Annotated in this window: 11 protein-coding genes and 1 riboswitch; of the genes, 5 read left to right on the top strand and 6 right to left on the bottom strand. The window is 62.8% G+C overall.

The annotated features are described in order from the left end of the window. Positions 1-2: 2 nt before the first annotated feature. The 3 genes from ACZ2HM_RS18005 to ACZ2HM_RS17995 all read left to right on the top strand — a co-directional run bounded on the left by ACZ2HM_RS18005 (position 3) and on the right by ACZ2HM_RS17995 (position 3,187). The gene (locus ACZ2HM_RS18005; protein ID WP_470427111.1) at positions 3-1,259 is read left to right on the top strand and encodes a D-amino acid dehydrogenase; all 1,257 of its coding nucleotides are present in this window, start codon (positions 3-5) and stop codon (positions 1,257-1,259) included. A gap of 19 nt (positions 1,260-1,278) precedes the next feature. Further along, positions 1,279-1,626, top strand: coding sequence for a RidA family protein (locus ACZ2HM_RS18000; RefSeq protein WP_037477371.1), 348 nt, complete (start codon positions 1,279-1,281; stop codon positions 1,624-1,626). 70 nt (positions 1,627-1,696) lie between these two features. Beyond that, complete coding sequence (locus tag ACZ2HM_RS17995; protein ID WP_470427110.1) at positions 1,697-3,187, top strand: UxaA family hydrolase; 1,491 nt, start codon at positions 1,697-1,699, stop codon at positions 3,185-3,187. 9 nt (positions 3,188-3,196) lie between these two features. Here the strand turns inward: ACZ2HM_RS17995 and tenA are convergent, their stop codons facing one another. From tenA to ACZ2HM_RS17970, 5 genes are all read right to left on the bottom strand, one after another. Continuing rightward, positions 3,197-3,862, bottom strand: a complete 666-nt coding sequence (gene tenA / locus ACZ2HM_RS17990; RefSeq protein WP_470427109.1) for a thiaminase II — start codon at positions 3,860-3,862, stop codon at positions 3,197-3,199. An 11-nt stretch (positions 3,863-3,873) separates the two neighbouring features. Continuing rightward, positions 3,874-6,042: a TonB-dependent receptor gene (locus ACZ2HM_RS17985; RefSeq protein WP_470427108.1), complete on the bottom strand. Its 2,169-nt coding sequence runs from the start codon at positions 6,040-6,042 to the stop codon at positions 3,874-3,876. After that, positions 6,034-6,161: riboswitch (TPP riboswitch) on the bottom strand. Its footprint overlaps the gene before it by 9 nt. A gap of 190 nt (positions 6,162-6,351) precedes the next feature. Beyond that, positions 6,352-7,356: an IS30 family transposase gene (locus tag ACZ2HM_RS17980; RefSeq protein ID WP_069064301.1), complete on the bottom strand. Its 1,005-nt coding sequence runs from the start codon at positions 7,354-7,356 to the stop codon at positions 6,352-6,354. Between the two features lie 117 nt (positions 7,357-7,473). Further along, entirely contained in the window at positions 7,474-8,574 is a 1,101-nt protein-coding gene (locus tag ACZ2HM_RS17975; RefSeq protein ID WP_052027611.1) for a ThuA domain-containing protein, read from the bottom strand. Between the two features lie 88 nt (positions 8,575-8,662). After that, positions 8,663-10,162 carry a CoA-acylating methylmalonate-semialdehyde dehydrogenase gene (locus tag ACZ2HM_RS17970; protein ID WP_069064505.1) on the bottom strand — a complete coding sequence of 500 codons (1,500 nt, stop codon included), beginning with the start codon at positions 10,160-10,162 and terminating at the stop codon, positions 8,663-8,665. Between the two features lie 94 nt (positions 10,163-10,256). Between ACZ2HM_RS17970 and ACZ2HM_RS17965 the strand changes: the two genes are divergently transcribed. Next, positions 10,257-11,141: a LysR family transcriptional regulator gene (locus ACZ2HM_RS17965; RefSeq protein WP_069064303.1), complete on the top strand. Its 885-nt coding sequence runs from the start codon at positions 10,257-10,259 to the stop codon at positions 11,139-11,141. Between the two features lie 70 nt (positions 11,142-11,211). Continuing rightward, on the top strand, positions 11,212-12,819 hold the full coding sequence (locus ACZ2HM_RS17960; RefSeq protein WP_470427107.1) for an AMP-binding protein: 1,608 nt from the start codon (positions 11,212-11,214) through the stop codon (positions 12,817-12,819). Here ACZ2HM_RS17960 and ACZ2HM_RS17955 read toward each other — a convergent pair whose 3' ends face one another. Next, complete coding sequence (locus tag ACZ2HM_RS17955) at positions 12,820-14,406, bottom strand: family 43 glycosylhydrolase (protein ID WP_037476819.1); 1,587 nt, start codon at positions 14,404-14,406, stop codon at positions 12,820-12,822.

Genomic DNA, 14,406 nt, shown 5'->3' with positions numbered 1-14,406 from the left:
CCATGAAGATCGTCATTCTGGGCGGCGGCGTCGTCGGCGTCACTTCCGCCTGGTATCTGTCGCAGGCCGGCCATGAAGTCGTCGTCATCGACCGCCAGAGCGGCGTCTCGCAGGAAACCAGCTTCGCCAATGCGGGCGAAATCTCGCCCGGCTACGCCTCCCCCTGGGCCGCACCCGGCATCCCGGCCAAGGCGCTGCGCTGGCTGTTCATGCAACATGCCCCGCTGATCCTGCGGCCCAATGTCGATATGGCCATGATCCGCTGGATGATCGCCATGCTCGGCAATTGCAACGCAGCCGACTATCGCATCAACAAGGGGCGGATGGTACGCCTCGCCGAATATAGCCGCGACCAGTTGATCGCGCTGCGCGTCGCGACCGGCATCCGCTATGACGAACGCACCCAGGGCACGCTGCAACTGTTCCGCGAACAAAAGCAGTTGGACGGCATCGCCAAGGATATCGAGGTGCTGCGCGCCGACAATGTGCCGTTCGAAGTCCTCGACCGCGCTGGTTGCATCGCCGCCGAACCGGGCCTCGCCGCCAGCGCATCGCCGATCGCGGGCGGGCTTCGTTTGCCCAATGACGAAACCGGCGACTGTTTCAAATTCACCAATAGTCTCGCCGACATGGCCCGCGCACGCGGCGTCCAGTTCCTGATGGGCCGCACCATCCAGGGTCTGGCGCGCGAAGCCGGACGGATTAGCCATGTCGTCACTAGCGACGGCCCCGTCACCGGCGACGCCTATCTGGTCGCCATGGGCAGTTTCTCGCCGCTGCTCCTCGCCCCGCTCGGCCTGCGTCTGCCCGTCTATCCGGTGAAGGGCTATTCCATCACCGTGCCCATCGTGCAGGAAGACGCCGCCCCAGTCTCGACCTTGCTCGATGAAAGCTACAAGGTCGCGATCACGCGCTTGGGCGATCGCATCCGGGTCGGCGGCATGGCCGAACTATCAGGCTATACCAATGATCTGCCGCAAGCGCGGCGCGACACGCTCGACCATAGTGTCGGCACGCTCTTCCCCGGCGCAGGGGACTTGTCGCAGGCGACCTTCTGGAGCGGGCTGCGACCCATGACTCCCGATTCCACCCCGGTTATCGGCGCGACGCCGCTCGACAATCTGTTCCTCAACACCGGCCATGGCACGCTGGGCTGGACCATGGCGTGCGGATCAGGCCAGGTGATCGCCGACATCATCGGCGGCCGTCCCCCCGCGATCGAAACCGCTGATCTTGGTCTCGCCCGCTACCGCCGCTGACTTTTCAAGGAGAAGAATCATGACCATCACCCGCATCGAAACCGGCCCGCGTATGAGCGAAGCGGTCATCCATGGCGACACCGTCTATCTCGCGGGCCAGGTCGGCACGCCGGGCGAGAGCGTCACCAACCAGACGCAGGAAACGCTCGCCGAGATCGAGCGCTTGCTGGCGCTGGCGGGCAGCAGCAAAGCGAACATCCTGCGCGCCACCATCTGGCTCGCCGACATGGCCGATTTCACGGAAATGAACGCCGTCTGGGACGCCTGGATCGCGGACGTTCCCGCACCAACGCGTGCAACCGGCGAGGCGAAGCTCGCCGACCCAGGCTATAAGGTCGAAATCATAATCACCGCCGCCCGCGCCTGATGGACAAGGCTGTCCAACAGCGGGGCAGCGCCCTTGTGCCACCGGTAGCATAGCTGCTACGCCGCCATCTATGGACCAACTCCCTGCCGCGACCCGCATTGCCGCAACCGACAATGTCGCCATCGCTCTGCGCGACCTCGACGCGGGCGAGACGGTGTCAATTTGTGAAACCAGTGTCCGGGTCGCTGTACGAATTGCGCGCGGCCATAAGGTCGCACTTCGCCCCATCGCGGCGGGGGAAGCCGTGCTGCGCTATGGCTGGCCCATCGGTACGGCGACGCAACCCGTCGCGCCGGGTGATCATGTCCACAGCCATAACCTCACCACCAACCTGAAGGCGGAAGAACCCTACACCTTCGTCCCCGTCCCATCGGCCGCCGCCGCTCCGACCTCCCGCTGGACCTTCCAGGGCTATCGTCGCGCCGACGGCTCGGTCGGCACCCGCAATGAAATATGGGTCATCCCGACCGTCGGCTGCGTCGCCCGCACTGCCGATCGCGTCGCACAGCAGGCCGCCATCCGCCACGCCGGGCGCGTCGATGCCATCCTTGCCTTCCCCCATCCGCTGGGCTGCTCGCAACTGGGCGATGATCTTGACGCCACCGCGCGCCTGCTCGCAGCGCTCGCTTGCAATCCCAATGCCGCCGGCGTCCTGCTCATCGGGCTGGGCTGTGAAGAAAACCAGCTTGCCGCCCTGTTGCAACGCATCCCGCCAGACCGCCGAGACCGCATCCGCAGCGTCGGTGCACAGATCAGCGCCGACGAATATGCCGACGCCGCCACCGCCATCGACGCCCTGGTCGAAACCGCCGCGCAGGACGAGCGCGAGGAAGTCGGCATCGACGCCTTGCGCCTTGGCCTCAAATGCGGCGGCTCGGACGGCCTCTCTGGCCTGACCGCCAACCCCCTAATCGGTCGCGCCGCCGATGTCGTGACCGGCGCAGGCGGGCAAGCGATACTCACCGAAATCCCGGAAATATTCGGCGCCGAACGGCTGTTGATGCAGCGCGCCGCCGATGCCGACATCTTCGATGCGCTGGTTGCCTTGGTCAATCGCTTCAAGCGCTATTTCATCGACCATGGCGAGCCGATCTCGGAAAATCCCAGCCCCGGCAATGTCGCAGGCGGCATCACCACGCTGGAGGAAAAATCGCTGGGCGCGGTGCAGAAGGGCGGCCATGCCTCCGTCACCGACATCCTCGCTTATGGCGAAACCCTGCGCCGCCCCGGCCTCACCATCCTCGAAGCCCCCGGCAATGATGCCGTCTCCACGACGGCACTGGCAGCGGCGGGCGCGACCATCACGCTCTTCTCGACCGGACGCGGCACCCCGCTGGGCAGCCCGATCCCCACACTCAAACTCGCGACCAACCATGACCTCGCCCGCCGCAAACCCGGCTGGATCGACTTCGACGCGGCTATCGTGCTGGACGAGGGAATGGACGTCGCGACCGATTCACTCATGACCCGGATCTGCGCCATCGCGTCGGGCGAACCCGCCCGCAACGAAATCAACGGCGAACGCGACATCGCCATCTGGAAGCGCGGCGTGACGCTGTAACCGACCCGATCAGATCGGCCAGACCTCGCGCCGATAGGCCGAATCCCAGAACATCCACTCATAGCGCGTCGCCACCCGGAACGCCTGGGCCATGGCGTCACGCACGGCCGGACTCGCCGCCTCCGCCGCGGCATCCACCAACGCCCGCACACGATCTGTCGCTTCGCCAAATTCAGGCGCGGCATAGGTGTCGATCCACGGCGCATAGGGGTTGGGGCTGACCGCCTGCGGTCTGATAGCGCAGCCCACTTCCCAGTAGACCCAGAAGCAGGGCAATATCCCCGCGATCAGTTCCTCATAGGTCCGCGTCGCGGCCAGACTGGTCAGATAGCCGGTATAGCCCCGGCACGCCGGGCTGGGCTCGACCGCCGCCGCCATGTCGCCGCTTACCCCGAACTGCGCGAAAAAGGCCTGGTGCAAACCTTCCTCGACCTGCACCGCCACCTTGGCCCCATCGGAAAATTCCAGCCGCCCGGCCGCACTCGGCGCGCGCGCCGCTGCGATCGCCAGCACCCGCGCATATTCGGCGAGGTAGAGGCTATCCTGCAAGATATAGTGCTGGAAACTGGCCGACGGCAATGTGCCCGCCGCCAGTTCGGTCAGGAAAGGATGGGCCAAGATGGCTTGCCGCAACGGCGCGACCTCGTCCCAAATCTCTGCGCAAAAGCTCATCATCTCGTCTCCTGTCAGAACTTGACTGCGGCGCTCGCCCCGAACTGGCGGCCGGTATTGATCGTGAAACTGTCGAACGGTCCATTGGGACCAAGGCCCAGCAGCAGCGGCAATTGCTGCTGACCAAAGGCGGAGATCGCCCAACGCTTGTCGAACAGATTTTTCGCCCAGATATCGAACGTCCAAGCGCCCTGCGTCACCCCGACCCGTCCATCGACCGACGTATAGCCCGGCGTATACAGGATATTGTCGATCTCGAAATCCACTCGCGATACATAGGCAACGCTCAGCCGCGCATTGACCAACGCCGGTCCCGCCGCGCCTTGCCAGCCGATCCCGCCATTGACCGTCCAGTCGGGCGCATTGGGCGTCCGCTTGCCGCTCATGTCCACGATCGCCGGTTCGCCCGGTTCGGGGGTCGGATTGGGGGTGAGGTAGCGCCCCGTGCGGCTATGCGTCCAGGCGATCCCGCCATCGACGCGGAACCCAGCACCCAGCGCCACATCGCCCGATGCCTCCAGCCCATGGACATCGACCTGCGGCACGGACAACACCACCGAATTGCCCAGGAACACCGTATTCTGGAAATTGCTGTAATCGGTGACGAAGCCCGCGATCGATCCACGCACCCGGCCATCGCTGCTCTGCGCCTTGACGCCGACCTCGACCGACTTGGTCGTCTCGCCGGGGAACACGGCTTGCCACACATCCGTCGCGCCGGGCAGGGGATTGAACCCGCCCGCCTTGAAACCAACCGCGCCGGTCACATAAGCGGTCAGGTTCGCATTGGGCCGCCACGCCAGCGAAACCTTGGGCTGCCATTTGTCAAACGTCCGCGCCCGCTGCGCCACCAGCGCGCCGCTTGTCGAGCCGACCGTATCTTCCTTGCGCCGATCGCGGTCGTAGCGCAGCGCGGCGGTCAGTTCGACCTGCGGCGCAATGTCGTAGCTCGCCTGAGCGAAGACACCGATCTGGTTCGAGCGTGTCTCCGCGCGTAACGCTTCCGCGCCGAACAGCAAAGGCCCGAAATCGTCGGTCCGGTCGCGCTCCAGCCGCTGGAAAAACAGCCCGATATGCCAACGTAGCGGGCCATCGGTCATCGACGTGAGCCGCAATTCGCTGGTCCATGCCAGAATATCAACGGGTTGAGAGATAGGCTGGATACCATCTGGGAAGAGCGGAATGCCGCCCAGCGTGATTGGCGTGTCGTTGCGGAAATCCAGTTCCTCGACAAAATCCTTATGATATTCGTCATAGCCGCCGGTCCAGCTCAAGCTCAGGGCATCGCCCAGCAGTTTCTCATAAGTCGCTTGAATGCCCCAATAATTTCGGTCCGAACGCCCCTCGAAATCGCCGAACGGATCGGTCAGCGCTTTGCCTGCAAGCCGTCCGCCATAGAGGCCGGTCACATTACCCGACGAGATATAGGCCGCGCCGCCCTCCTCGTCAGCCCAACTCGCGCGCAGCTTGAGCATTGCGGTTTCGCTCAGCGCCACTGTTGCTTTTAACCGCAGATTGCGGCTGATCTGGCCATCGACCTTCTTGTCGAGGAAGCTGTTGCGGATGAACCCCTCGCTGTTGCGATAGGAACCCGCCAATCGCACCTGCACCCGGTCGGACAGGGGCGCATTGACCACGCCATCGGCAGTCCAGCTAAGCCCGTTGCCGATCCCGACCGCTGCCTCGCCGCCCCAATCCGGGCCTGGCTCATTCGTTGCCACCGCAATCGCGCCGCCCGATGCCGAGCGCCCGAACAGCGCGCCCTGCGGTCCCTTCAATATCTCGACCCGCGCGACATCATAGGTCCGCAGGGTGAAGAGTTCGGAATCGGCCAGCGCCAAACCATCAACGATATAAGCGATAGAAGGCGACTGGCTGCGATTGGTCGATACGCCGCGTACCGATATCAAATTCGTACCTGGATCCTGATCATTGATGATGAAGATGCCCGGCGTCGCCGCGATGAAATCATCGATCGTCGTCATCTTGCGCGCGGCAATAGCGGCGGGACCATAGACGATCACCGTATCGGGCACACCGATCTCCGCTTCCTCGCGCCCCCGCGCCGTGACGATGATGCGATCCGCCTCGCTCCCTTCGGCCGCCCGCGCCGCATTGGAAAATGCGAATGCGAAGGGTAGGGTGGACAGACAGGTAAACGAGATGATGGCGTAACGACGCATAGTCCCTATTCCTCCGCCGGTATGAGCCGGATCAGGTTCGCGGGTTTGCGGACTAGGCACCCCTTGCGCCCGATCCGCGTCTCAGCCCTGACAGCGCCAGGACACCCCGTGGGTGAATATGTGCCTGCGACTATGCGCAGAATGTGCGAACGTCAAACGCTTCCGTGATTGTGAGGGGACGGATGGTTTATGCTGCGGCTAGATCCATCGAAAAGCCGCAAACGAGGCGGTTTCGATTTGAAGCGCGACATCCATGGGATGCGTAGCATTTCATCCAGGGTGGGGCGAGCCCCACCCTGGATGGCAAATCTACCGAGCGTTGAGGAGGGTGATTTGCTCTCCCAGAACGTCATGCGGGGTGCGATAGTTCAGGCACTTGCGAGGGGTGCTGTTGATGCGATCAGCAACGGCCTGGATTTCCTTATCCGATAGCAACGCCAGGTCCGTGTCAGACGGCAGGAAGCGCCGTATGCGACCGTTGCTGTTTTCCACGCTGCCCTTTTGCCAGGGTGCCGATGGCAGGCAGAAATAGCTCGTCATCGCGAGTTTCTTCTGGAGTGTCACAAAGGCAGCAAATTCCGTTCCCCGGTCAAAGGTGATGCTCTGACGCAGGGAAGGGGGCAGCATGTGCAAGTGGTGCTGGATTCCCGACATGACGCCGGCGGAATGCCGACTGGGATTGCGGGCGAGGATAGTAAACCGGCTGCGGCGCTCGACCAGCGAGGTGAGGTTGGCTTTGCCATATTCCAACCTGAAGATCATCAGGTCGCCTTCCCAATGACCAAAGCTGCTGCGATTACCGATTTCGGAAGGGCGTTTGCCAATGGTGTTGGCCAAAGGGATATGCAGACCGCGGGGCTTGCGCGCATAGCGCTGCCGTCGAGATCGACGGGCAACAGGCAGAAGGCGCCACAGGCCCTGGCTTCGTCCGTCCGGCCCATAGACGAACTGGTAGATGGTCTCGTGACAGACGGCTTCACGATTACCGCGATGGCGTCGAAGGTATCCCGCAATCTGCTCCGGCGACCAGGCTGCTGACAAGCGGTCGGCGATATAGGCGGCAAGCTCGGGCTTTCGGGCGATTTTGCCGCCACGCACCCGGCGCCTGTCCGCCATCGTTTGTGCGGCCGTTGGAAAATAGCCACGAAACACCGGCTCGTCATCGAGATGCTGATTACGTTTGAGCTCGCGATAGATGGTCGAACGATGTCGCTGCAGCGACGCTGCTATCTGATGCACGGACCGCCCGGTTGCAGCCAGTTGATAGATCTGTCGCCGCTCATCCAAACCCAGATGCTGGTAGCCGTTCATCATGTGCCTTCCTGGAAAGGGGATCAAACCCCTATAAATCCTAGGATTTCGCACTTCGATCTAGAATCCACCCGAACATCGCAAAATAATCGATAATATATATTATGTTAAAGCGCCTTTCTATTCAGGCTGACACGTCGCCCGTCGATCGCCCGCCCACCGCACCGCATTTTCCAACAACCGTACATGATGCACGTCAACGTAGGTTTCCGGGCGATGGCCAATAGCGCTGTACGACATGCGCCCTTTGCCAATACAGCGCGTCCAGGCAATGGGATGATCACCCATCGTCAACGGTTCGCCGGGCTTGTAGCTGCCTTCGTCCAACGTCGCGATGATCGTCGCCCCGGTCCCACGCGGATTGCTTTTGAAGGAATACCATTCGTCATTCATGACCCACGCCTTGGGCAGACCCTGATTGACAGGATGACTTGTATTTTCGACCACGACCCGCGCATCCTGAAATTGCGGTTCCATCGGATGCCCGGCAAAGCGCGCGCCGATCAGCGTATCGACATACCAGTCCCAAAACGTCGCCGGATCGCCGGCCGATCCATGCACCCCTACGAAACCGCCGCCGCCCTCGACATAGTCGCGAAAGGCCTTGCGCTGGGACAGGGTCAATACGTCTCCGCTGACGTTGTTCCAGATGACGACATCGAACTGCGCCAGGGTCGCGGGATTCATCGCACCGCCCTTGTCGGTCACGACGATCGCCCAGCCTTCACGCTGTGCCATGGCCAGAAAGGCAGCCTTTGCCGCTTCGACCGACGGCCCATCCCGGAAACCGGTCATCTTCTCGAACAGCAAGACCGCCAGCTTCTTATCAGGCAGCGTAAAGTTCGGACGATCATCATCATAACGGGCGCACCGTGCCGCCCGGTCCGCATCCGTCACCGGGATTGCCCGCAAACGCTGGTCGATAGCGGCCAGCGCTTCTGGCGTCATGGCCTTTTCCCCCATCGTCCGTACCGTCAAAATAGCCGCGAATGTCGGCGCCTTCGTCGAGGTAAAGCTGGGAGGCAGAGCCTTGAAGAGATCGGGAGCCTGGGTGCCCAGCACGCTTTTCGCCACCGGGTTGAGCAACAGATCAACCAAGGGTGACTCGATCGAAAACGGTGCATCGCGAAGCGGGCAGTCTAGCAGCGTCCGCGCCGTGACCGGGCTGCTGGTTAGGCTTGCCAGCAACAGTCCAGCCAGTATCGCCCCCATCCGTTTCATCACCGCTCTCCCATCATCTTGTGTAACATAAGGCTATAGCAGTGCGACAGCGATGAAAAGGCGAGCCGTGGCCGACCCGCCCTCTCCGTCAGCCCATCGTCGGGATGACGAAGCTCTGATCCATCACAGCACCGCCGCTCGGCCAACGCTGGGTGATCGTCTTGACCCGCGTATAGAAACGCACGCCATCCATGCCATATTGATTCATGTCGCCAAAGCCCGACCGCTTCCAGCCGCCAAAGCTGTGATAGCTGACCGGCACCGGGATCGGGACGTTGATGCCCACCATGCCGACCTCGACATTGGCGCAGAATTTCCGCGCATAATCGCCATTGCGGGTGAAGATCGCCACGCCGTTGCCATATTGATGCTTGGTCGGATAGCTCAGCGCCTCCTCGAACGTGTCGGCTCGCACCATCTGCAACACCGGCCCGAAAATCTCTTCATTATAGCTTTTCATGTCCGGTTTCACATGGTCGAGCAGCGTCGGCGCCAGGAAAAACCCCTCCTCATACCCCTGCAACGCAAAGCCGCGCCCATCGATCACCAGTTCAGACCCTTCATCAACCGCCATCTGAATATAGTTTTCAATCCGTGCCTTATGCGCCGCACTGACCACCGGACCATAATGAGCGTCAGGATCGCTCGGCACGCCGACGCGCAATCCCGCTATCCCGGTTTCGAGCTTGGCCCGCAGCGCCACCGCCGTCGCTTCGCCCACCGGCACCACTACCGGCAACGCCATGCAGCGTTCGCCCGCCGACCCGTATGCCGCGCCAAGAATATCCGCGACCGCCTGGTCCAGATCGGCGTCGGGCATGACGATGCCATGATTTTTCGCGCCGCCCATGCACTGCATCCGCTTGCCGTTCGACGCGCCGCGACCATAGACATATTGGGCGATATCGGACGAGCCGACAAAGCTGACGGCGCGGATCGCCGGATTATCGAGGATCGCGTCCACCACCTGCTTGTCGCCATGAACGACGTTCAGGATGCCTGCGGGCAGCCCCGCCTCCATCGCCAGCTCCGCCAGCCGCATCGGCACCGACGGGTTCCGTTCGGAGGGCTTGAGGATAAACGCATTGCCACACGCGATCGCTGGCGCGAACATCCACATCGGAATCATCGCCGGGAAATTGAACGGCGTAATCCCCGCCGCGATGCCGATCGGCTGGCGCATTGAATAGACGTCGATCCCCGGTCCTGCGCCTTCGCTATATTCGCCCTTCAACAGATGCGGAATGCCGCAGGCGAATTCCACCACGTCCAGCCCGCGCTGGATATCGCCCTTGGAATCCGAATGCACTTTGCCATGTTCGGCCGACAGCATTTCGGCCAGCTCATCCATATGCGTTTCGATGAGCGCCTTGAGGTTGAACATCACCCGCGCCCGCCGCTGCGGGTTCATCGCCGCCCATGCGGGCTGCGCCGCCTGCGCATTGGCGACGGCCGCGTCCAGTTCGGTGGGATCGGACAGGCGGACCTGCGCCTGCACCTTGCCGGTCGCCGGATCGAACACGTCGCCCAGTCGAGCGGATGTCGATGCCTGATGACTGCCGCCGATGAAATTGTCGATAATGCGCATGATGCCCTCGCGATAAATGCCTGACGCGGCGATTAGCCTATGGCGCCCTGCGCAAAAATGATCATATGTGCGCATCTGTTGTGCATGGATATATATGCTGCATTGGGATGATCTTCGCCTGTTCCTTGCCGTCGCGCGTGCTGGCCGCCTGACCAGCGCGGGGCAGGCGCTGGGCGTCAACCACACCACCGTTGCCCGCCGCCTGACCGCGCTGGAGGACGCACTGGGCGCGCGCCTGTTCGATCGCACTTCGCGCGGCGTGGTGATGACCGCGGCGGGCGCGCTGCTGCTCGACCATGCCGAACGGGTCGAGCGTGAGTTCGAAGCCGCCGCCGCCACGCTGTCGGGCCGGGCCGAAGCCATCGCAGGCGAAGTTCGCCTCGCCACGCCCGAAGCCTTCGGCACCTATATCATTGCTCCCAACATCGCCGATTTTCACGATCGCTACCCTGACCTGCTGCTGGAATTGATGCCCGAATCCCGCGCCGTCAGCCTCGCCAACCGTGAAGCCGACATCGCCATCACCGTCGATCGCCCGCCGCGCGGTAAGTTGGTCGTGCGCAAACTGTGCGACTATCAACTCGGCCTCTATGCATCCGCCGACTATCTCGCCCGTCATCCGCCGATCCGCAGCGCGCAGGATGTCGCCGCGCAGCCTTTCGTGGCCTATATCGACCAGATGATCGACATGCGTGGCCTGCGCTATTTGTCCGAAGTCGCGGGCGAAGCCCGCCCCGTATTCCGCTCCAGCTCGATCGTCGCCCAGCAAAAGGCGGTGGCGTCAGGCGTCGGCCTTGGCCTGCTCCATCGTTTTTCGGCCGACAGCGAGCCCGGCCTGGTCCGCATCCTACCCGACGAGGTCGAAATCACGCGCAGCTACTGGCTGGTCCTGCGCCCCGAACATCAAAAATCCCCCCACACCCGCGCCGTCATTGCTTTCATCGACGATCTGCTCGCGCGCTACCGGGCGTTGCTCTGACCGTCCATCGCCAGAGCGCTGGATTGCTGCGCGGCTTGCCCGTGCCGTACAACTCCCGCATTTCTGCGTCATGTCCGACATAGCTTCGCTCCGGCGCACGACGCCTACCGGTTGGTCCGTCCGCCGTGATGACACCTTCGCGGCGCAGGCCTATAAGGATGGCTGGTGGCAGGCGGATACCGCCGCCGATGCGCTGGTGCGGGCCGCGCGCGAAACGCCCGACCGCATCCTGCTGATCGACTGCGTCACCAGCCTGACCGCCGCCGCCCTCCACGCGCAGGCCTCCCGTCTGGCACAAGCCATGCTCGCCCGCTTCGCACCGGGCAGCGCCATCTCCTTCATGCTACCCAACTGGCACGAAGCCGCGATCATCTACATGGGCGCGACACTGGCAGGCATGGTCGCCAACCCTATCCTGCCCTCGCTGCGCGACCATGATCTGCGCTTCACCCTCGCCGACCTGAACAGTGCGATGATCTTCATCCCCGCCAGCTTTCGCGGGCATGACTATGCCGCCATGCTCGCGCGCGTCACCCCGGCGCTGGACAGCCCGCCCGCCGTCGTCGTCTTGCGCGGCGAGGCAGGCCCGCACATCGCCTTTGCCGACCTGCTGGCAGAAGTCGCCGACGCGCCGCTCCCAACCGTCGATCCCGACGATGTTCGCATGGTCATGTATACCAGCGGCACCACCGGACGGCCAAAGGGCGTTCTCCACAGCCATAACAGCATCAACGCGCTGATCCGCCAAATCGGCCGCCATTGGCTGGTCGAACGGGGCGACCGCTTTCTGGTGCCGTCCCCCATCAGCCATATTGGCGGATCGATCTACGCCTTCGAAACGCCGCTGCTGTTGGGGGCGACCGCGATCCTGATGGAACATTGGAACCCAGATGAAGCCGTCGCCATCATGAGCGCCCAGCGCTGCACCCATATGGCGGGTGCCACGCCATTTCTACAGCATCTGCTGGCCTCGGCGCGCGCAGCCGGGACGCGCCTGCCCGACCTTAAACTCTTCATCTGCGGCGGCGCATCGGTTCCGCCCAGCCTGATCCGCGACGCTGCCACCTATTTCGACAAGGCGATCGTCAGCCGCGTCTATGGCTCCACCGAATTGCCCGTCACCACTGTCGGCGTGATCGACCCGGCCGATCGCGATCATGCCGCCGATACCGATGGCCGCCCCGGCATCGCCACCATCCGCATCGCGCCCGATGGTGAAATCCGTGCGCGCGGACCGCAGATGATGGTCGGCTATCTCCACCGGGAGGATGAGGAAACCAGCTTCGACGCCGACGGCTATTATCGCACCGGCGACCAGGGTGCATGGATCGAAGGCGACCATCTGGTCGTCACTGGGCGGATCAAGGATATCATCATTCGCAATGGCGAGAATATCGCGCCGAAGGAGATTGAGGATCTGTTGATCGCCCATCCCGACATCGCCGAAATTGTGATCGTCGGCATTCCCGATTCGCGCACAGGGGAAAAGGCGGTTGCCGTCATCGTCCCGCGCAACGGCGCAAAACCCGACATAGCCTCTTTGGCTGACTTTCTCGCCAGCCAAGGCGTTGCCCGCTTCAAATATCCCGAAAGTGTCTTGTGGGTCGATGCTTTGCCCAAGAATGACGCCGGCAAGATACTCAAGGCCGCGATCCGCACGAGCCTGACGACCGCCTGATCAAAGCGCTTGAAACCGGAAATTGCGGAACCGCGCCTCCCCCGGACCAGCCGCAAACAAGCCCGGTCGGAGCATCAGGAACCCGCCGCGCACATTATGATGATAGCCCGACACTTCCATGCCCCGGTCGAAGCGGCGCCATGTCCGCCCGCCATCACCGCTCAGATGATAGGAAACGATATGGTGACGGTTGGTCACCTTCATCGTCAGCTTGCGGCCGTGGGGATTGGCGGGGCGGCCCCGTTCCATGCCATATTGGTGGGTGACGAAGCGGTTCTCGTCAAACCCCAGCCCGCAATAGAGCCTGTCGTCATAGAAAAGCAGCAGCCCCGCTGTCCCGCCCGGCGCGATCTCGATATCGCACTGAAATTCATAGGCCGGGTCACCCGCAATCAGCAGCAGCGGCGATGAATTGGCTGGCGCGGTCCCCCGCCCCTTCAAGAACAATATGTTGTCTTCCACCCGTGCCCTGTCTGCTTCGTCGGGCGTCGGCTTGAAGAAATTCCACTTCGCGCCGAGGTTCAGCGTCGCGAAATCATCCGACAGCGCCATGCCGTGCGGCAGTGCTGGGCCACCGCGCGGCTTGGCAATGGGCTGCGACAAATCGCCGCCGGTCATGCGGAACCAGCCATCCGCCGTCCATTCGACCGGATCGAGCAGCGTTTGCCGACCCAATGTCCAAAGACCATTTTCATAGCCATGATAGACCGCCCACCAGCTTTTATCGGGCGCTTCCACTAGGCTGGCATGGCCGCGCGACCACCAGCGTTCGGCCAGGCTTTCGGTCCGGACCAGCGGATTGCCCGGATGCTGCTCCCAGGGACCATGAATGGAGCGGGATCGCGCTGCGATCACCATATGCCCGGTCGGCGGCCCCGCTGTCCCGCCCACCGCGGTCAGCATGTAAAACCACCCGCCATGGCGATGGATCTTCGGCCCTTCCGGTGAAAATCCTTCCACATCCCACGTGTCGGGGTAGCGCCAGGGATCATAGACATGCTCGACCGTGCCGACCGTGGACAGTCCGTCATCGCTCAATCTTATCCGGTCGCCGCCCGACAGGAACAGCCAGCGGCTGCCATCCTCGCCAACCACATGGCAGGGGTCGATATGGTCATGCAGTTTGAGGTCAATGGGGTCGCTCCATGGCCCGTCGATCGTGTCGGCATGGATCACGAAGATGCTGTTGGGGGCCGCCTTCACCGGAATGTAGAGGAAATAGCGCCCGCCATGCTTTCCCAGGCTGACCGCCCATACCGACCCGATATTCTTGTGCAATGCCGCTCCGCGCGGCTGCCAGTTGATCAGGTCGCGGCTATGCCAGATCGTAACGCCGGGATAGCTGTCGAATGTGGAGAAGGTCATGTAATAATCCGCGCCATCTTTGAGGATGGCCGGATCAGGGCGGTCGCCCGAAATCAGCGGATTGAGGAAGCGCCCGTCGCCCAAATCGGCGATACGCTGATTGTCGAAACCCCGTTTCCAGTCCGTCGCGGCCATGGGTGCTGTGGCAGCCTCCACGCGCCCAAACGCCAGCGTGCTTCCCGCCAATACACCCGTCATCGCGTCGCGCCGACTGATCGCCAT

This window comes from Sphingobium sp. KKT206, from assembly GCF_055640555.1.
Note: the sequence above shows the minus strand (reverse complement) of the source record. Positions and strands in the feature narration are given on the sequence as shown.

What these genes read in the sequence shown, in the direction of transcription:
- ACZ2HM_RS18005 (WP_470427111.1), top strand. Translation starts at nt 3, where the DNA reads ATGAAGATCGTCATTCTGGGCGGCGGCGTCGTCGGCGTCACTTCCGCC.
- ACZ2HM_RS18000 (WP_037477371.1), top strand. Translation starts at nt 1,279, where the DNA reads ATGACCATCACCCGCATCGAAACCGGCCCGCGTATGAGCGAAGCGGTC.
- ACZ2HM_RS17995 (WP_470427110.1), top strand. Translation starts at nt 1,697, where the DNA reads ATGGACCAACTCCCTGCCGCGACCCGCATTGCCGCAACCGACAATGTC.
- tenA (WP_470427109.1), bottom strand. Translation starts at nt 3,862, where the DNA reads ATGATGAGCTTTTGCGCAGAGATTTGGGACGAGGTCGCGCCGTTGCGG.
- ACZ2HM_RS17985 (WP_470427108.1), bottom strand. Translation starts at nt 6,042, where the DNA reads ATGCGTCGTTACGCCATCATCTCGTTTACCTGTCTGTCCACCCTACCC.
- ACZ2HM_RS17980 (WP_069064301.1), bottom strand. Translation starts at nt 7,356, where the DNA reads ATGATGAACGGCTACCAGCATCTGGGTTTGGATGAGCGGCGACAGATC.
- ACZ2HM_RS17975 (WP_052027611.1), bottom strand. Translation starts at nt 8,574, where the DNA reads ATGAAACGGATGGGGGCGATACTGGCTGGACTGTTGCTGGCAAGCCTA.
- ACZ2HM_RS17970 (WP_069064505.1), bottom strand. Translation starts at nt 10,162, where the DNA reads ATGCGCATTATCGACAATTTCATCGGCGGCAGTCATCAGGCATCGACA.
- ACZ2HM_RS17965 (WP_069064303.1), top strand. Translation starts at nt 10,257, where the DNA reads ATGCTGCATTGGGATGATCTTCGCCTGTTCCTTGCCGTCGCGCGTGCT.
- ACZ2HM_RS17960 (WP_470427107.1), top strand. Translation starts at nt 11,212, where the DNA reads ATGTCCGACATAGCTTCGCTCCGGCGCACGACGCCTACCGGTTGGTCC.
- ACZ2HM_RS17955 (WP_037476819.1), bottom strand. Translation starts at nt 14,406, where the DNA reads ATGGCGATCAGTCGGCGCGACGCGATGACGGGTGTATTGGCGGGAAGC.